Annotated in this window: 14 protein-coding genes; 8 read left to right on the forward strand and 6 right to left on the reverse strand. The window is 72.1% G+C overall.

Features of this window, described 5'->3' with window-relative positions:
• The first annotated feature begins 100 nt into the window (after positions 1–100).
• Positions 101–517, forward strand: coding sequence for a spore wall synthesis regulator SsgD (ssgD, locus tag ACZ6BG_RS34130; RefSeq protein ID WP_087886560.1), 417 nt, complete (start codon positions 101–103; stop codon positions 515–517).
• An 87-nt stretch (positions 518–604) separates the two neighbouring features.
• On the opposite strand, the gene ACZ6BG_RS34135 is transcribed toward ssgD, so the two are convergent.
• The gene (locus ACZ6BG_RS34135) at positions 605–1,438 is read right to left on the reverse strand and encodes an isocitrate lyase/PEP mutase family protein (RefSeq protein ID WP_469008771.1); all 834 of its coding nucleotides are present in this window, start codon (positions 1,436–1,438) and stop codon (positions 605–607) included.
• 536 nt (positions 1,439–1,974) lie between these two features.
• Here ACZ6BG_RS34135 and ACZ6BG_RS34140 point away from each other — a divergent pair.
• The 4 genes from ACZ6BG_RS34140 (at position 1,975) to ACZ6BG_RS34155 (ending at position 9,803) form a co-directional block, all read left to right on the forward strand.
• The gene (locus tag ACZ6BG_RS34140; RefSeq protein ID WP_469008775.1) at positions 1,975–3,726 is read left to right on the forward strand and encodes an ABC-F family ATP-binding cassette domain-containing protein; all 1,752 of its coding nucleotides are present in this window, start codon (positions 1,975–1,977) and stop codon (positions 3,724–3,726) included.
• Between the two features lie 43 nt (positions 3,727–3,769).
• Complete coding sequence (locus ACZ6BG_RS34145) at positions 3,770–6,106, forward strand: ATP-binding cassette domain-containing protein (RefSeq protein WP_469008778.1); 2,337 nt, start codon at positions 3,770–3,772, stop codon at positions 6,104–6,106.
• A gap of 161 nt (positions 6,107–6,267) precedes the next feature.
• A complete protein-coding gene (locus tag ACZ6BG_RS34150) occupies positions 6,268–7,236 on the forward strand; it encodes an acyl-ACP desaturase (protein ID WP_469008782.1) in 969 nt (322 codons plus the stop codon).
• Between the two features lie 95 nt (positions 7,237–7,331).
• Positions 7,332–9,803, forward strand: a complete 2,472-nt coding sequence (locus ACZ6BG_RS34155) for a glucosidase family protein (protein WP_469008786.1) — start codon at positions 7,332–7,334, stop codon at positions 9,801–9,803.
• 70 nt (positions 9,804–9,873) lie between these two features.
• On the opposite strand, the gene ACZ6BG_RS34160 is transcribed toward ACZ6BG_RS34155, so the two are convergent.
• Positions 9,874–10,122: a WhiB family transcriptional regulator gene (locus tag ACZ6BG_RS34160; protein WP_380855964.1), complete on the reverse strand. Its 249-nt coding sequence runs from the start codon at positions 10,120–10,122 to the stop codon at positions 9,874–9,876.
• A 188-nt stretch (positions 10,123–10,310) separates the two neighbouring features.
• Positions 10,311–11,102: a VOC family protein gene (locus tag ACZ6BG_RS34165; protein ID WP_469008791.1), complete on the reverse strand. Its 792-nt coding sequence runs from the start codon at positions 11,100–11,102 to the stop codon at positions 10,311–10,313.
• 345 nt (positions 11,103–11,447) lie between these two features.
• Between ACZ6BG_RS34165 and ACZ6BG_RS34170 the strand changes: the two genes are divergently transcribed.
• Positions 11,448–12,671, forward strand: coding sequence for a glycoside hydrolase family 64 protein (locus ACZ6BG_RS34170; protein ID WP_469008795.1), 1,224 nt, complete (start codon positions 11,448–11,450; stop codon positions 12,669–12,671).
• Positions 12,672–12,786: 115 nt separating this feature from the next.
• Here the strand turns inward: ACZ6BG_RS34170 and ACZ6BG_RS34175 are convergent, their stop codons facing one another.
• Positions 12,787–13,467: an SDR family oxidoreductase gene (locus tag ACZ6BG_RS34175; protein ID WP_469008798.1), complete on the reverse strand. Its 681-nt coding sequence runs from the start codon at positions 13,465–13,467 to the stop codon at positions 12,787–12,789.
• A gap of 226 nt (positions 13,468–13,693) precedes the next feature.
• Complete coding sequence (locus tag ACZ6BG_RS34180; protein WP_469008802.1) at positions 13,694–14,770, reverse strand: LacI family DNA-binding transcriptional regulator; 1,077 nt, start codon at positions 14,768–14,770, stop codon at positions 13,694–13,696.
• Between the two features lie 266 nt (positions 14,771–15,036).
• Between ACZ6BG_RS34180 and ACZ6BG_RS34185 the strand changes: the two genes are divergently transcribed.
• Together ACZ6BG_RS34185 and ACZ6BG_RS34190 are read left to right on the forward strand one after the other, a co-directional pair.
• Positions 15,037–15,600: an RICIN domain-containing protein gene (locus ACZ6BG_RS34185; RefSeq protein WP_469008804.1), complete on the forward strand. Its 564-nt coding sequence runs from the start codon at positions 15,037–15,039 to the stop codon at positions 15,598–15,600.
• 31 nt (positions 15,601–15,631) lie between these two features.
• Positions 15,632–16,177 carry a DUF1707 SHOCT-like domain-containing protein gene (locus tag ACZ6BG_RS34190; RefSeq protein ID WP_469008807.1) on the forward strand — a complete coding sequence of 182 codons (546 nt, stop codon included), beginning with the start codon at positions 15,632–15,634 and terminating at the stop codon, positions 16,175–16,177.
• Between the two features lie 19 nt (positions 16,178–16,196).
• Here ACZ6BG_RS34190 and ACZ6BG_RS34195 read toward each other — a convergent pair whose 3' ends face one another.
• Positions 16,197–17,294: a multicopper oxidase domain-containing protein gene (locus ACZ6BG_RS34195; protein WP_469008809.1), complete on the reverse strand. Its 1,098-nt coding sequence runs from the start codon at positions 17,292–17,294 to the stop codon at positions 16,197–16,199.
• Positions 17,295–17,558: the final 264 nt, after the last annotated feature.

Consider the following 17,558-nt stretch of genomic DNA (forward strand, 5'->3'; position numbering starts at 1 on the left):
CTCGCGTGCACGGATCCTCCGTTTCCAACGTCTATTCAAGTGTCCGACCCCGGTCGTGCACACCCAGGTCGTCCAGCCGTCAGAGTTGAGGGAGCAGGCGTTGTCCACTGTCATCGAGCAAGCCGTTGAGGCCCGCCTGGTCGCCGCCGCGCCCCGGATGCCCACCATCCCCGCGACCCTGCACTACGACGGGCGCGACCCCTTCGCCGTCCGCATGAGCTTCCCGGCCCCGGCGACGCTGGAGGGCGTGGAGGTCTACTGGACGTTCGCCCGCGAACTGCTCACGCACGGCGTGGAGAACGCGGTGGGCGACGGCGACGTGCGCGTGCGGCCGTACGGCTACGACCGCACGGTCCTGGAGTTCCACGCCCCCGAGGGCACGGCCATCGTGCACGTCCAGACCGGCGACCTGCGCCGCTTCCTGCAGCGCACGACCGCCCTCGTCCCGGCCGGCCAGGAGCACCTGCACGTCGACCTGGACCAGGACCTGGCCGACCTGATGCGCGACGCGTGCTGAGCCGGGGCCCCGACCCCGCCCGCCGCACCGCCACCGCCCGCCGCACCTCGGCCGCTCACTTCACGTCCACCGCCCCCGCGGCCCGCCTCAGCGGCCGAACAACCCGTTGAGCTCCCCGTAGTCGAGCCCGCCCGCCAGCGACCCGTACGTCCCCTCGGTCAGCAGTTCCCGCGCGGCCCCGCGGACCAGGGCGTGCACCGCCTGCGCGATGCCCGAGCCGACGCTGACGCGCGCGACGCCGAGTCCCGCGAGTTCCGCGACCGTCGGGGCGCCCGGCCCCACCATCACGTTCAGCGGCCCGTCGACGCCCTCGACCAGCGCCTTGACCGTGTCCGGAGCGACCGCGCCCGGCACGAAGACCCCGTCCGCGCCCGCGGCGAGGAACGCGGCGGCCCGCTCCAGGGTCAGCGTGAGCCGGGCGTCCGGATCGTCCCCGACGCCCCGCAGGTAGGTGTCGATGCGCGCGTTCACGAACAGCGGCACGCCCGCCGCGTCGGCGGCCCCGCGCGCGGCCGCGATCCGCTCCGCCTGCCCGGCGAGGGGCCGCAGCGGTTCGGCCGCCCCGTGCAGGGCGTCCTCGATGTTCACGCCCACCGCCCCGGCGGCGAGGACGGCGCGCACCGTGTCCGCGACGCCCGCCGCGTCCTCGGCGTAACCGCTCTCGATGTCGGCGGTCACCGGCACGTCGACCGCGGCCGTGATGGCGGCGATGGCGGCGAGCGCCCGGTCCCGGGTCAGCCGGTCGCCGTCGGCGGCGCCGAGGGCCCAGGCGAGGCCCGCGCTGGTGGTGGCGACGGCTACGGCGCCCGCCGACTCGACGACGCGGGCGCTCGCGGGGTCCCAGGCGTTGGGCAGGACGAGCGGAGTACCGGGAGTGTGCAGGGCGCGGAAGGCGGTCGCGGTGGCGTGCTGGTTCGTCATGGCCGGTACTCAAGCAGGGGCGCGGGGCGGGGTCTGGCGAGAATCCGACATCAACGGCGGCCGCCCCGCCGAGCGCCGCCGCACGAAAAATCCTTTGCGCGGCGGCCGTCCGCCCCGGCACGCTGGCGGCGGAGGCCCCCGGGGCAGGAGCGCCGGCGTCCCCATCCGCAGAGAGCCCCCGAAAAGCCCGTTGACAGACCCCCACTACGCTTCTACGGTGTATAGCGGTTCTGTTGCCGTCGATTGGAGAAGGACGTTGCTCGTCTGAGGTCTTGAGACACCGCGTCGCAGCTGTCGACGAACTCCGCGCCTGCCGTGAGTTCCCCGCTGCGCACGATGTGTGCGACCTCGGCGTACGAGCCGTCCGTTCCGGCACCGGGCCTTCTTTCGTTTCCCGGCCCCCGGCGTGACCGCCTCCCGCCGTCCGGCCCCGGCGCCCCCGGCGCCCCGGCGGTCAGCCGACGCACACGCGACCCTCGCGGTGTCCCGCACACGTTGCCCACACCCGCCGCACCACAAGCAACCGCGAGGCCCGTATGTCCTTGTCCCCCACCACCTCCATCACCTGCACCTCCCTCGCCTTCGCCTGGGCCGACGGCACCAGCGTCTTCGACGGCCTCCAGGCCGCGTTCGGCCCCGGCAGGACCGGTCTGATCGGCCGCAACGGCTCGGGCAAGTCGACCCTCCTGAAGCTCGTCTCGGGTGAACTGACGCCCACGGACGGCGCCGTCCGCACCGCGGGCGACGTCGGCTACCTGCCGCAGAACGTCACCCTGGACACCACCCTGCGCGTGGACGAGGTGCTCGGCATCGCCGCCACCCGCGCCGCCCTGCACGCCATCGAGGCGGGCGACGCGAGCGAGCGGCACTTCGCCGCCGTCGGCGACGACTGGGACGTCGAGGAGCGCGCCGCGGCGACCCTCGACCAGCTCGGCCTCGGCCACATCGGCCTCGACCGCACCACGGGCGAGGTGTCCGGCGGCGAGTCCGTGCTGCTGCGCCTGGCCGCGCTGCTGCTGCGCAGGCCCGACATCCTGCTGCTCGACGAGCCCACCAACAACCTGGACCTGCACGCCCGCCGGCGCCTGTACGCGGCCGTCGACGCCTGGTCCGGCGTGCTCGTCGTGGTCAGCCACGACCGGGAGCTGCTCGACCGCGTCGACCACATCGCCGACCTGCGCGACGGCGAAGTGACCTGGTACGGCGGCAACTTCAGCGCGTACGAGGCGGCGCTCGCCGTCGAACAGGAGGCGGCGGAGCGCATGGTGCGCGTCGCCGAGTCCGATCTGCGCAAGCAGAAGCGCGAACTCGTCGACGCCCAGGTCAAGTTGGCCCGCCGCAAGCGGTACGGCCAGAAGATGCAGGATCAGAAGCGCGAGCCGAAGATCGTCATGGGAGCGCGCAAGCGGGCCGCCCAGGTGTCCGCGGGCAAGCACCGCATCATGCACGAGGAGAAGCTGAGCGAGGCCAAGGAGCGCCTGGACGACGCCGTCGAGGCGGTGCGCGACGACGACGAGATCCGCGTCGACCTGCCGTACACCGCGGTCCCGCCGGGCCGCACCGTCCTGACCCTCCTCGATCTGACCCTCCGTTACGGAGCGCGCGTGAAGGGCGGGTTCGATCTGCGCGGACCCGAGCGGATCGCACTGGTCGGCCGCAACGGCGCGGGCAAGACGACGCTGCTCAGGACGATCAGCGGCGAACTCGACCCGCTCGGCGGGGAGGTGAAGGCGCACGTTCCCCTACGTTTCCTGCCGCAGCGTCTCGACGTACTCGACGAAGAGCTGTCCGTCGCCGAGAACGTCGCCCGGTTCGCACCGGACGCCACGAACAACCGGGTCCGGGCGCGTCTGGCCCGCTTCCTGTTCAAGGGCGCGAAGGCGGACCAGCAGGCCGCGACGCTCTCCGGGGGCGAGCGGTTCCGGGCGGCGCTCGCCGCGCTGCTGCTCGCCGAGCCCGCGCCGCAGCTCCTGATGCTCGACGAGCCGACGAACAACCTCGACATGGCGAGCGTGCGGCAACTGTCGACCGCGCTGGAGAGCTACGAGGGCGCACTGATCGTGGCCAGCCACGACCTGCCGTTCCTGGAGTCCATCGGCATCACCCGCTGGCTGCTGCTCGACGGGGAGCTGAAGGAGTTCGCGGACCTCGCGGCGGTCACGGAGTTCACGGAGAACGCCAAGAACGCCAAGAACACCGGGAGCGCCGAGAGCGCCGCGGACACGGTGGCGGCAGCGGAGACCGAGGAGGTGGCAGGAGTGCCCGACAGCTCCCGGATCAGCGCGTAAAACACGACAGAAGCTGTCGGGTATCCCGGCTAGCTTCGCGTGTATGCGAGCAGCCAGTCACTCACCGCACACCACGTCGGACCACCAGCACATCACCATCAGCAAAGGCCGTGAGAACAATCTGAAGGAGGTGGACCTGCGCATCCCGAAGGGCCGTCTGACGGTCTTCACCGGGGTGTCCGGGTCCGGGAAGTCGTCGGTCGTCTTCGACACGATCGCCGTCGAGTCGCAGCGCCAGCTCAACGAGACGTTCACCTGGTTCATCCGCAACCGGCTGCCGAAGTACGAGCGGCCGCACGCGGACGCCATCGAGGACCTCGCGCCCGCGATCGTCGTCGACCAGAAGCCGATCGGCGGCCACTCCCGCTCCACCGTCGGCACGATGACGGACATCTACTCGGTGATCCGGGTCCTGTTCTCGCGGCATGGCACCCCGAGCGCGGGCCCGGCCACCGCGTACTCGTTCAACGACCCGAGCGGGATGTGCCCCGAGTGCGCCGGACTCGGCCGCACCGTGCGGCCCGACTACGACCGCATCCTGGACCCTGCCAAGTCCCTGGCGGACGGCGCGATCCTCTTCCCACCGTTCGCCGTCGGGACCTGGCAGGGCCAGACGTACACGAACACCACCGACCTCGACACGCACAAGCCCGTCGGTGAATTCACCGCCGCGGAACGGCAGTTCCTGATGCGCGGCGGCGGGCGCGGCAAGAAGGCCGGCAAGGTCAACGTCGACAACACCGGTGGCGCCCGCGACATCGACTACGAAGGGCTCGCCGACCGTTTCGAGCGGCTCTATCTGCACCGCGACCTGTCGGCGCTCTCCCAGAAGACCCGCGACACGGTGCAGCCCTTCCTCGTCGAGGGCCACTGCCCGGCCTGCGACGGCGCGCGCCTGAACCCGGCCGCGCTCGCCACCCGCGTCGGCGGTCTGTCCATCGCCGAGTGCGCGCGCATGGAGGTCACCGACCTGATCGCGGCGCTCGGCCGCATCCACGACCCGGTGGCCGGGCCGATCGCCGGGGCCGCCGTCGCCGCGCTCGAACGGATCGAGGCGATCGGCCTCGGCTATCTGAGCCTGGACCGCGAGACGTCCACGCTCTCCGGCGGCGAGGGCCAGCGCCTGAAGATGGTGCGCCACCTGGGCTCCAGCCTCACCGGCATGACGTACATCTTCGACGAGCCCAGCGTCGGCCTGCACCCGCGGGACGTGGGGCGCCTCGGCGACCTGCTGCTTCGGCTGCGCGACAAGGGCAACACCGTGCTCGTCGTCGAGCACGACCCGGACGTGATCGCCCTCGCCGACCACATCGTCGACATGGGCCCGGCCGCGGGCGGCGACGGCGGCCTCGTCGTCTTCGAGGGCACCCCCGAGGAACTGCGGGCCGCCGACACCCTCACGGGCCGCTGTCTGCGCCGCTCCAGCGGCGTCAAGGAGCACCCGCGCGAGCCGGTCGGAGGTGAGTGGATCAAGGGGGCCGAGTTGCACAACCTCAAGGACGTGACCGTGCGGGTGCCCACCGGGGTGCTCACGGCCGTCACCGGGGTGGCGGGCTCCGGCAAGAGCACGCTGGTGTCCCGGGCCTTCATCGAGCAGCACCCCGACGCCGTGGCCGTCGACCAGTCGGCCATCGGCATCTCGGGGCGGTCCACCCCGGCGACGTATCTGGGGATCATGGACCGGATCCGGGCGCTCTTCGCGAAGCGGACGGGCACCGAGCCCGGCCTGTTCAGCTTCAACTCCCGGGGCGCGTGCGAGAGTTGCCAGGGCCGTGGGATCATCTACAGCGACCTGGCCTTCATGGACCCGGTCACCACGACATGCGAGGCCTGCGAGGGGAGGCGCTTCAAGGACGAGGTGCTGCGGCTGACCGTGGGCGGGCGCTCCGTCGTCGACCTCCTGGACATGACCGCCGAGCAGGCGCTCGCCTTCTTCGCGGACTTCCCCGACGCGGCGGTGAGCCGCCGACTGCACGCCCTGCGGGACGTCGGCCTGACCTACCTCACCCTCGGTCAGCCCCTGTCCACGCTCTCCGGCGGCGAGCGCCAGCGGATCAAGCTCGCCACCCAGCTGCACCGGACCGGCACCACGTACGTCCTCGACGAACCGACGACCGGCCTGCACATGGCCGACGTGGACGGACTGCTCGCCATGCTGGACCGGCTCGTCGACGCCGGGAACACCGTGCTCGTCGTCGAGCACAACCTGGACGTCGTCAAGCACGCGGACTGGGTGATCGACCTGGGGCCCGAGGGCGGCAAGCACGGCGGGCGGATCGTCTTCGAGGGGACGCCCGGGGAACTGCTCGGGGCGCGCGGGTCGCACACGGCGGAGCATCTGCGGCGGTCGGTGGGGGCGCCCGGGAGCGGGGTGCGCTGACGCCGGGCCCGAGGGCGCGGCCGACCCCGGTTTGGGGGGCTCTTTACAGAGGGCTTAACCTACGGGAACGTAACCTACGATGCCGTAGGTAAAACCGCTCGCGGTGCCGTGGCTCCCCCCTCGCACCGCATCCCCTCCCTCTCCCGTCCCCAGGAGCCCTCGTGACGATCACCTCTTCCCACCTCGGCAGCACGGACACATGGACCGACGCCCGGCTCCTGTACGCCCTGGAAGAAGTGGTGGAGAAGGAGCTCAACCGGCACCTGGCGGTCGCCAAGGACTGGATGCCCCACGAGTACGTGCCGTTCTCCGACGCCCGGAACTTCCCCGGGTTCTTCGAGGACGGCGAGGCCTGGGAGAAGGGGCAGTCGCCGGTCACGGACATCGGCCGGATCGCCCTCGTCGTGAACCTGCTCACCGAGGACAACCTCCCCAGCTACCACCACGAGATCGCCTCGCTCTTCGGCCGCGACGGCGCCTGGGGCACCTGGGTGCACCGCTGGACCGCCGAGGAGGGGCGCCACGGCATCGTCATGCGTGACTACCTCCTCGCGTCCCGGGCCGTCGACCCCGACCAGCTCGAGCAGTTCCGCATGGCGCACATGAGCGAGGGCTTCGAGTCGGACAACCGGCACTCGATGCTGCACTCCGTGGCGTACGTCGCCTTCCAGGAGCTGGCCACGCGGATCTCCCACCGCAACACCGGACACCAGTCCGGGGACCCCGTCTGCGACCGGATGCTGGCGCGCATCGCGACCGACGAGAACCTGCACATGGTCTTCTACCGGAACCTGCTGCGGGCCGCCTTCGACCTCGCCCCCGACCTCACGATGTGCGCCGTGCGGGACGTCGTCGTCGGCTTCCGCATGCCCGGACACAGCATCCCCGGCTTCGAGCGCGCCGCCGCGCAGATGGCCATCGGCGGGGTCTACAACCTGCGCATCCACCACGACGACGTGCTGCAGCCGGTGCTGCGCTTCCTCAAGGTCATGGACGTCCCCGGGCTCGGCCCCGAGGGCGCCCGCGCCCAGGAGGAGCTCGGCCTCTTCATGGGCGGCCTGGACGCGGAGGCCACGAAGTTCGACGAGCGCCTGGCCGCCCGCCGGGCGCGCATGGCCGCGCGGGGCTGAGCCCGGGTCCATTTACGGCCCCTCCCCGCGGTGCCATGTTGGTCGGACTTGGGCGGACGGACACAGCCGCCGTCGACCGCAGGGGGTGCACGGGAGTGGCACGGACCCATGAGTGGATGTTCTACGAGGTCATGTGGCGCAGCTGGGCGGACCGGGCACGGGTGCCGTATCCCGTGCCGTGGTGGGCACAGACCGCCTTCCGGCGCTGGAGCGACGACTTCGACGCGGGCACGTACGAGTCGCGGGAGGCCGCCTTCGCCTCGAACGCGCTCTACCGCTACTGGCACATGGTGGGCGTCAAGGACCACCGTCAGGAGTCCCTGGTCGGGCAGGCCGGGGAGATCGAGCCGGTGTACGACAAGTACTGCCTGGCGTTCTTCCTGTACGACCCGGCGACGGGCACCGTCGGGGTGCCGCAGCTCGCGGAGTGCGGCACGGTCACGCAGCGCATGGAGGCGCCGCACGTGCCGGAGGTCGTGACCACGTTCCGCGGGACGGGCGGCCTCGGGTTCACGCAGCGGACGTTCGCGGTGCCGGTGGGGGCGCGGCAGCGGGACCTCACGGTGACGCGGCTGAGCGTCACCGGTCCTGGCGGGCCCGCGCGCGAGGGCTGGCTGTGCGCGGCCGTGCTGCCCGCGGGGCCGACCGGTTTCCAGCGGCACGACCGCCGCGACTCCTCCGGGACCGACCGGAGGCTGACGTTCCTGCGGTATCTGCCCGACGAGGCACGGGTGGAGACGAACAGCGGCTGGGGTCCGGCGTTCGACACGGCACCCGAGCACCACGGGGTGTACGGCAACCCGGACTTCTCGCTCGACCCGGCCACGTATCTGGCGCGCAGCCCGTTCCACGACCTGGTCGTCGGCGGCAAGCTGAACGGCGCTTCGCAGGCGCAGGACCAGGTCGCCGGGTTGTGCAGCGGCGCGTTCGCGTGGCCGTTCCGGATCGCGGGCGACGAGGTGTTCGAGGTCGACGTGCGGCTGCCCGTCGACCTGTACAGCGGGGCGGCCGACCTCGCGGAGCTGCGGGCCACGCCCGCCGACGAGCTGGCCGGGGCCAACCGGGCGTTCTGGACGGCGAAGCTCCTCGGGCAGGGCGTGCAGCCCCGTCTCCCGGGCCCGGTGGGGCACTTGGCGGACCTGTTCCGGCAGGCGCGATCGCAGTTGCTCGTCCTCTCCGACCACGGGGAGATCCACCCGGGCCCCACGGTGTACGACTCGTTCTGGATCCGTGACTCCTCGGTGGAGGCGACAGCGTGCTCCCTGGTGGGGGACGCGGCGCTCGCGGAGCACCAGTTGGGCACGCACTATCCGGGGCGGTTCAACCGCGGCACGGGCCGGATCGGGCCGTGCGCGGAGTACGGCTTCTACGGCGGGCCGCACGAGCGGGACGACCACGAGTGGGACAGCAACGGCCAAGCGCTGTGGGCGATCGGCCGTTACGACCGCACGGCGGGCCGCGCCGCCGCGTTCGGCGCGAAGCTGTACATGCCGTACGTCATCGACGGCGCCCGCTGGCTGCGCGACAACCGGGACGGGAACGGCCTGCTGCACAGCGGCTGGAGCGCCGAGCACCTGGGCGAGCGCGACAAGCCGCACTACTGGGACGACCTGTGGGGCCTCGCGGGCCTGTACGAGGCGGCGCGTCTCGCCGAGCGTCTCGGCACCCCGGACGTGCGGGAACTCTGGGCCGCCTTCGACGACTTGAAGCAGGCCACGGCGGCGTCGATCCGCTGGGTCCTCGCGGAGCAGCGGCGGCGCGGTGAGTGGGAGACGTACATCCCGACCGGGCCCGGCGACGTCGGGCGGCGCGACTCGACGATGATCGGCGCGGCGGCGTACTTCCATCCGCTGCGGCTGCACATGGGCAACAAGCTCGGTGACGACGTCGACCGGGCGGCGCGCTGGACCCTCGACACCATGTACGGGCGGTTCGTGACGGGCGGCTTCCGGCACGAGGCGGCCTGGAACGCCTACGGGCCTTATCTGACCACGCAGTTGGCGCACGCGTATCTGCTCGCCGGGGACCCGGCGCGAATGGACGCGCTGCTCGGCTGGGCCGTGGCCGCCTCCATGGCGCGCGTCGACGACCGGGCGGTGACGCTCGGCGCGTGGAACGAGCAGCACGCGTTCCCCGTGGCGTCGGGCTTCACCGAAGTCCCGTACCGGCACTGGTACATGGGGGACATTCCGCACGGCTGGGCCGCCGCGGAGTATCTGCTGCTGCTCCGCGACATCCTGTTCTTCGAGGCCGACGAGGACCGCGATCCGCACGTGTACATCGCCCCGGGTGTGCGCCCGCACTGGGTGCCGGACGGCGAGTCGGTGACCGTCGAGGACGCGCCGACGCTGTTCGGCGCGCCCTTCGGCTACCGGCTCACGCACGACGCGGGCGCGCGCACGGTGACCGTGGACATCACCCGGGCCCCGGAGCGGGTCCGGTACGTCTACCCGTGCCGCTTCGGCAGCGTGCGGTCGGCATCGGCGGACGGCCGCGAGGTGCCGGTGAGCGGCGACGACGTCCACGTCCCGGAGGGCACGCGACGGGTCGAGGTGAGCTACGCGTAGCCCGGGACGCGCCGTGCCCGGCCCGGTCCCCCCGTCCGGACCGGGCCGGGCACGGCCGCTCGCCGCGGTCTCAGGCCTGGTCGCGGCGGAGGCTCTGCCGTTCCTTCTCGGAGAGCCCGCCCCAGACCCCGAACCGCTCGTCGTTGTCGAGTGCGTACGTGAGGCACGTCTCGCGCATGTCGCACAGGAGGCAGATGCGCTTGGCCTCGCGCACCGAGCTGCCCGGCTCGGGGAAGAAGAAGTCGGGCCCGGTCTGCGCACACAGCGCCTGCTCCTGCCAGGCCAGTTCGGGCTCGGTCAAAGTGGTGTCATAGTGCATGCGGTGATCGTGCTCGACGCCGCGAAACAAGCGATCAACGTTCGCTCAACGCGGCGCGCCGCACGCCCCGGGACCGGCTGTCACCGGCCCCGCGACCAGCGCCCCAGGCGCGCCCCGGCTCCGCTCCCGGCGCTTCTCAGCCCTGCGGCCGCACCGACCGCATCAGCCCTGCGGCGGCTCCGACCGCATCAGCCCCGCGGCGGCTCCGGCTGCATCAGCGCGAACCGCGCGCCGTGCGGATCGGCGAGCTTCGCGAACGCGCCCACTCCCGCGAGGTCCATCCGCTCGGCCCGGACCGTGCCGCCGTTCGTGCGGGCCTTCTCCACGACCGCGTCGATGTCGGCCACCTGGAAGTACGGCATCCAGTAGACCCCGGCCTCCTGCTCGACCGGGTCCTGGTCCAGCGGCCACAGGCCGCCGAACATGTCGTCCGGGGTGCCGTCGGCGGGATACACCATGGTGTACGACCCGCCCTCGAAGGGCTGCGTGACCGTCTTCCAGCCGAACACGGTGTCGTAGAACGCGGCGCCCGCCTCGATGTCCGGGGTGTACAGCTCGGTCCAGATCAGTCCGCCCGGCTCGTTCACCAGCTCAAGGCCCTTGTTCCGCCCCGGCTGCCAGACGGAGAAGGCGACGCCGCCCGAGTCGGCGAAGCCCGCCATGCGGCCGAGGTCGAGGACGTCCGTCGGCTCCCAGAGGGTGCGGCCGCCGGCCCGCTCGACCTGCTTGGCGGTGGCGTCCGCGTCGGGCGTGCAGAAGTACAGCGACCAGGAGGGGGCGCCCGCGTCGGGCGTGACCGTCATGCCGCCCGCCGTCGTCCTGCCGCCGAGCTGGAACGTGCCGTACCCACCGACGTCCTCGCCGCCCTTCTCGAAGTCCCAGCCGAAGACCGCGCGGTAGAAGGCGGCCGCGCCGTCGATGTCCGTCGTGCCCAGATCGACCCAGATCGGGGCACCGGTGAGCGTGAGATCACTGAGCATGATCGACTCCTTTGTCGCGCCTGTCGTCTCACAGGACCGTCCTCGTCGCCTCGCGGGACCGTCGCTTCCGAGTCTTCCACCGGGCACTGACAATCCGCGCGCGCCGACCGGGCCCGGGCACCCACCGTCACCGCCCGTCGCGCCACCCGGCCGCTTTCCGTCACCCTCCGCACCCGACTGTCATCACCTTGTGAACCCGGACAAGATTCTGAGAGCGCTCTCAGCCACACCTCTTGACGCCACGTTTTCACCGCGGCAACAGTGGGGGCACGTCGACGCACCACCCCGCGCCCGGGCCGCACTCCTGCTCAACTCCCCCCACATTCCAGCCAGGAGAGAATTTCCGTGATCTCGCGCAGAGTGTTCCTGACGTCGTCCGCGGCCGCCGCGGGCGCCCTCACCTACCCCGCCTGGGGCCCCGCGCTCAGCCCGCGCGCCGACGCCGCGCCCGCGACCTGCGAACTCGCCCTGCGGAACAAGTCACTGCCGGGCCAGGTCCGCGCGTACGTCACCGGGCACGAGCCGGGCACCGACCGCTGGCTGCTGCTCAAGCCGGACGGCGGGGTCTACCGCCCGGAGTCGCCGTCGGCCCCGCAGACACCGCTGCCGGTGGACTGCGCCATCCCCCTCGGCGCGGCGGGCTCGGCGCCCAAGGTGCTGACGCTTCCTCAGATGTACGGCGCCCGCGTCTACTTCGTCCGCGACGACAAGCTGGACTTCTTCCTCAACCCGGGCCCGAGCCTCGTCGAGCCCGCCTTCGCCACGAAGGAGGACCCGAACTACGGCCGCACGTGGTCGTTCTGCGAGTTCACCTTCAACAGCACCCAGCTGTACGCGAACATCAGCTACGTCGACCTGGTGACCGCGCTGCCCATCGGCCTGACCCTGGCGGGCGATGCCACGCACACCGTGGCGCCGCTGCCCGACGGCGCCGTCGACAAGATCGCCGCCGATCTGGTGGCGCAGGCGGGCCGGGACGGGCAGCCCTGGGACAAGCTGGTGATCCGCGGCGACGGTGGCGTGCTGCGGGTCATCTCCCCGCAGAACCTCATGGCCCCGTACTTCGACCGGCCCGACCAGATGCCGTTCCGCGACCTCTTCAAGGGCTACGTCGACCAGGTCTGGGACAAGTACCGCGCCACCGACCTGCGGATCGACCTCCAGGGCGGCCGGGGCGTGCGCGTCGGCCGGGTCTCCGGGGACACGCTCACCTTCGAGGGCGGCCACACCTTCGCGAAACCCTCGTCGAAGGACATCTTCACCTGCAACCACGGCCCGTTCGCCAACAACCCGAACGACTCCGACGACAAGAAGGGCCTCCTCGCCCGCCTCGCCGCCGGCTTCAACCGCAGCATCATGCTGACGCACCCTTCGCAGCCAGGCGGCACGACGTCCGGTGACTACTACCGCGGCGACGTCACGAACCACTGGGCCCGCGTGGTGCACGCCAACTCGCCCATCGGGTACGCCTTCCCGTACGACGACGTCCGTCCGGACGGCCAGCCGGACGTGTCGGGGGCGGCGCACGACGGGAACCCGCGGAGGTTCACGGTGTCGGTCGGGGCGTAGCGGCTCCGCCGCGCGTTTCAGGGGGCGGGCAGTTCCTTCCGGTGCCCGCCCCCGTCCGGCCCGTCTACCCCAGGCGGCCCCTCCGGCCCGAGCCCTCTCCCTCGCGGCCCCCGTGTCAAGCCTCCACTCGCTCGACCAGGAAGTCCTCCCACGGCCTGCGGCCCACGGCGGCGCCGTCCAGCGTCAGGTTCTCCCCCGCGCGGTACGCCCGCCCGACCTTCCCGGGCATCCGTACCGGCATCAGGAGGCGGTGCTTGCCGCGGGCCTCCAGGTAGCCGCGGCTCAGTTCGCCCATGCCGTACACCTTCGGTCCCGCCAGGTCGGGCACCAGGCCCGCGGGCTCGCCGAGGGCCAGCTCCGCGATCCGGGCCGCGACCTCGCGCGCGTCGACCGGCTGGAAGCGCAGGCCGCCGGGGACGGGGATCACCGGGAGCTTCGCCATCTTCGACACGATGGTCAGGACCAGGTCGTGGAACTGGGCGGCCCGCAGCGTCGTCCACGGCACGCCCGACTCGGCCACGGCGCGCTCGGCGCCCAGCTTGGCGCGGAACCAGCCGATCGGCATGTGGTCGGCGCCGATGACCGAGATGTGCACGAGGTGGCGCACCCCGGCACCGGCGACGGCGCGAGCCAGGTTGCGGGCCGCCTCCTCGTCACCCTTGGGGCCGCCCGCGAGGTGCAGCACGACCTCGGCCCCGGCCACGGCCATCTCGATGCCCTCGCCCTTGACCAGGTCCCCGGTGACGTACTCGACGCCGTCCCGCGCGGGCCGGGCGTTCCGGGTCAGTACGCGCACGTCACGGCCCGCCTCGCGCAGCGACGGCACCACCAGCTTGCCGAGCGTGCCCGTCCCCCCCGGTGACCAGGATCGTTCCCGCCATGACCGCTCCCCACTCGTCGCACCCGGAAGCCTCCGCTCCCGGCGGCGCCCGCGCGTTCCGCGGGGCTCACTGCTATGACTCGTGGGGCACGAGAAGTGTGACCGGTGGTGGAAAAGAGAGCCCCCCGGCGTACGAGTACCGCTACGCGGACTCCCGGCGTACGAGTTCCGTGGGCAGCACCACGCGCGCGGCCTCCTCGGGTGCCGCCTCGCCGCCCCCGGCGTCCGGGGTGCCGGCCTGCGACTGGCCCTGCCCCGGCCCCTGCGCCTGGTCGCGCAGCAGCATCGCCGCCATCAGGCGCCCCATCTCCTCGATGTCCTGGCGCACCGTCGTCAGCGGCGGATCCGCCTGCTCGGCCAGCGGCAGCATGTCGTCGAAGCCGACGACCGCCACGTCCTCGGGCACCCGCCGCCCGGACTCGCGCAGCACGCGCAACGCCCCGGCCGCCGACAGGTCGTTCGCGGCGAAGACCGCGTCCACGTCGGGGCAGCGGTCCAGGAGCGCGCGCATCGCGCGTTCGCCGCCCGCGGGGGTGAAGCCGCCGTCGGCGACCAGCCTCGGATCGCCGTCCGGTACGACGTCGCGGTAGCCGTCGAGGCGGTCGACGGCGGAGGTCTGGTCGAGGGGGCCGGTGATGTGGGCGACGCGGCCGCGGCCGAGGCCGGTGAGATGACGCACGGCCTGGCGGGCCCCGCCACGGTTGTCGCAGTCGACGTAACGGACGCTGCCCGCGCCGCCCGCCCACCCCGGCCGCCCTCCGAACACCGTGGGCAGACCGGCGCCGTGGATGATGCCGGGCAGCGGGTCGTCCAGGTGCAGCGAGAAGACGAGGGCGCCGTCGACGTGGCCGCCCGCGAGATAGCGCCCGACGCGCTCGTGGTCGTCCCGCCCCTCCGTCAGGAGCAGCACCAACTGGACGTCACGTGCCGTCAGTTCCTTGCTGATGCCGCGCAGTTGGCGTGCGAAGAACGGGTCGGCGAACACCCTCGTCTCGGGCTCGGCGATGACCACGGCGACGGCGTCGTGGCGCCGGGTGACGAGACTGCGGGCGGCACGGTTGGGGACGTAGCCGAGTTCCCGTACCGCGTGCCTGACCTTCGCCGCGAGTGCCTCCCGGACCCCGGCGTCGCCGTTCACCACGCGTGACACCGTCGCCCGCGACACCCCGGCCCGCGCGGCCACGGCCTCCAGCGTGGGACGCGCTGCTGCCTGGGGCACCTCGGGTCTCCTCGTCGACGGTTGCCGCTCAGGATATCCCCGCGCCCACCGCCCTCCATCGAACATTCACGCCGCCCGCCAGTGCCCGTTCGAAGCACGGGGCGGGCCGGTTCACCCTTCTCGGCCAGCCATGACCCCATGCGGGCCATCCCGGGCTCCGTACATGGCGGGGCGCTCGCCGCGTGCGCCAGCATCGGGACCACGGAACGGGATCCACCGCGGCGCAGGCCCCTCGGCCCGGTGCCGCCACGGCGCAGGGAGTACGCATGACGTCCGCACGCAACAAGAGGTCCGCGCGCAGGCTCGTCGTCCTGGCGGGAGCCTTGGTCACAGCCCTCGCCGGGACCGTCATCGCGGGCCCGGCCCCCGTGCGCGCCGACGCTCCCGCCGACCCCGCGCCGCGCGCCGACGACCCCTGGTCGCAGTGGCGCAACGTGGGCAACGGACTGTGCATGACCACGGCCGACGACCCGGCGAACGGCTTCCGGGGCACCGCCACGTTCGCCGCCTGCGACGCGGGCGACCCCCGCCAGCAGTGGACCTTCGAGCTGCGGGCCCACAACGGCTTCCGGATCGTCTCCCGCGACAACGGCAAGTGCCTCACGGACATCGGCGGTTGGGGCCTCGCCTGGATGGGGCCGTGCGACGAGAACGACCTCAACCAGGCCTGGCGGCTCTCCCTCAACGGGGCGGGCGAGGCCAACTGGCTGTCGTGGGACGACGAGAAGCGGCTGAGCACGCCGTACGCCGCGGGCACGTCGTACGTGACGGCTCGGCGCGACCTCGACCCCGCCGACCTGCGGTACCGGTGGCGGTTCGTGCGGCCGTAGTCGCCACGGCGGCAGCCACTAGAGTGAAACGGTGACCCCCGAACGCGAGACCCCGCCCGCGCGCGTCCGCGAGGACGACCGTGACTCGGCCGTGCGGCGCCTGCAGGAGGCGTACGCCGAAGGGCACATCTCGCACGAGGAGATGGACGAGCGCCTGCATCAGGTCCTCACCGCGAAGGCGCCCGCCGAGATCGACGAGGCCCTGGCCGCGCTCCCGGCGGAGGATCCGGGCACCACCTCCACGATCGCCGTCGCCGCCGGACGGATCCGGCGGGGCGGCGCCTGGCGGGTCCCGCGCAACCTCAAGGTCCACTCCGCGCTGGGCCGGGTGCGCCTGGACCTGTCCCGGGCGGTCTTCGAGCATCCGGTGGTCGACATCGAGCTGAACCTCGGCACGGGCGGGGCCAGGATCACGGTGCCGCACGACGCGGTCGTGGACCTCGAAGGGCTGAGCTCCGTCTGGAAGGACACGCGGTACAAGGCCGGGCGCGGCGCCCGGCCCGGTGGCGGACCGACGATCCGGATCACCGGGACCATGGGGATGGGACGGCTGAAGATCCGCCACGCACGGCGCTGAGACGCTCGCGGCACCGCCGTCAGTGGTGCGAGTGGTCCGCGCTTCCCCCGCCGGACTTGGCCGCACCCGACTTGGCCCCGCCGGACTCGGCACCGTCCGACCTGCCCTCGTCCGACCCGCCCCCGCCGGACTTCTTCTCCGCCCCCGCGTGCGGATGATGCGGCTCATAGTCCGGAATCGTGCCGTCCGGCTTCTTGACCAGGAACAGCCCCACCATTCCCATGTCGGAGTGGCTCTGCACATGGCAGTGGTACATCCACGCCCCCGCGCCCACTCCCTCGCCCGCGATCACCTGGAAGCCGAAGGAGTCGCCGGGGCCCGTGATCTTGTCGTCGAGGATCTGGCTCGGGTCGTCGGGGCCGGTGAGCAGGCCGGTGCGGTTGTCGGCCCAGCGGTGACCGTGGATGTGGAACGTGTGGTAGTACTCGCCGTGGGTGATCGACACGAACTCGACCCGATCGCCCACGGTGGCCTCGAAGTTGGGCCCGGAGTGGGCGGGCTTGTTGTTGATCATCATGTCGTTGAAGACGACGACGCAGGTCCGGTCGGGGAGGATGTCGCCCTTGCGGCGCACGATCACCGCGCCGTAGAGGCCCTTGCGGACGCCCACCGTGCCGTGCTCGGTGCCGACCACGTGGTCGTGGTAGTGCCAGTAGCCGGCGGTGCCGGGGCGCCAGGTGCCGTCCTTGCGGCGGCCCGGCGCGTGGGTGCGCCAGGTGTAGGTGCGCTTGCCGCCGGGCGCCACCTGGGACTTGGTGTGCTTCGTGCCGTCGCTGGAGATCTCGTAGTCCATGCCGTGGACGTGCAGGCTGACGTCGACGTCCGTGGTGTTCTCGAACTCGACGTGCAGGGTGTCGCCCTCGTTGAGTTCGAGCAGCGGCCCGGGGATGGAGGCCTTGCCCTTCTCCAGGCCGTAGCCCATCTGCCCGTCCGGGAGTTTCTCCGCGTACATCTTGATGCGGCGCACCTCGCCTCCCGCGGGGGCAGTCTTCGGCGGATCGACCGCGCGCGGGGCGTCGGCCGCGGAATCCGCGGCCATCACCGACAACGATGTCACCCCCACCGTGGCCGCCGCTCCCCCGGCCAGCATCCGGCGGTTGAAGCTCCGTCTGTCCATGGCGAACTCCCCACTCATATACGGAAACTGACGCTACGTACGGACACGGTCGGGGCACCCGGGGCACCGGATTCCGGCCACACGCTAGCGGCAGCGCTCCGGTTTATCCACACGCAGGACAAAGGTCGCACGAAGTGATGTCGTAGCTCTTGGCTAGCCGTCAAAAGAGGGCTAGCTTCGTCGGCGCCAGCCCTCCAAGGGGGCTAGCTTCTCCGGTGCCGTTGATGTATTCGCCGTAGCCGTGACCGACGATGGGTGGGTGTA

This window comes from Streptomyces sp. NPDC041205, assembly GCF_055591765.1.

Excerpts from the sequence above, each read along its gene's own strand:
- ACZ6BG_RS34135 (WP_469008771.1), bottom strand. The coding sequence starts at position 1,438 with ATGACGAACCAGCACGCCACCGCGACCGCCTTCCGCGCCCTGCACACT.
- ACZ6BG_RS34140 (WP_469008775.1), top strand. The coding sequence starts at position 1,975 with ATGTCCTTGTCCCCCACCACCTCCATCACCTGCACCTCCCTCGCCTTC.
- ACZ6BG_RS34145 (WP_469008778.1), top strand. The coding sequence starts at position 3,770 with ATGCGAGCAGCCAGTCACTCACCGCACACCACGTCGGACCACCAGCAC.
- ACZ6BG_RS34160 (WP_380855964.1), bottom strand. The coding sequence starts at position 10,122 with ATGCACTATGACACCACTTTGACCGAGCCCGAACTGGCCTGGCAGGAG.
- ACZ6BG_RS34165 (WP_469008791.1), bottom strand. The coding sequence starts at position 11,102 with ATGCTCAGTGATCTCACGCTCACCGGTGCCCCGATCTGGGTCGATCTG.
- ACZ6BG_RS34185 (WP_469008804.1), top strand. The coding sequence starts at position 15,037 with ATGACGTCCGCACGCAACAAGAGGTCCGCGCGCAGGCTCGTCGTCCTG.
- ACZ6BG_RS34195 (WP_469008809.1), bottom strand. The coding sequence starts at position 17,294 with ATGGACAGACGGAGCTTCAACCGCCGGATGCTGGCCGGGGGAGCGGCG.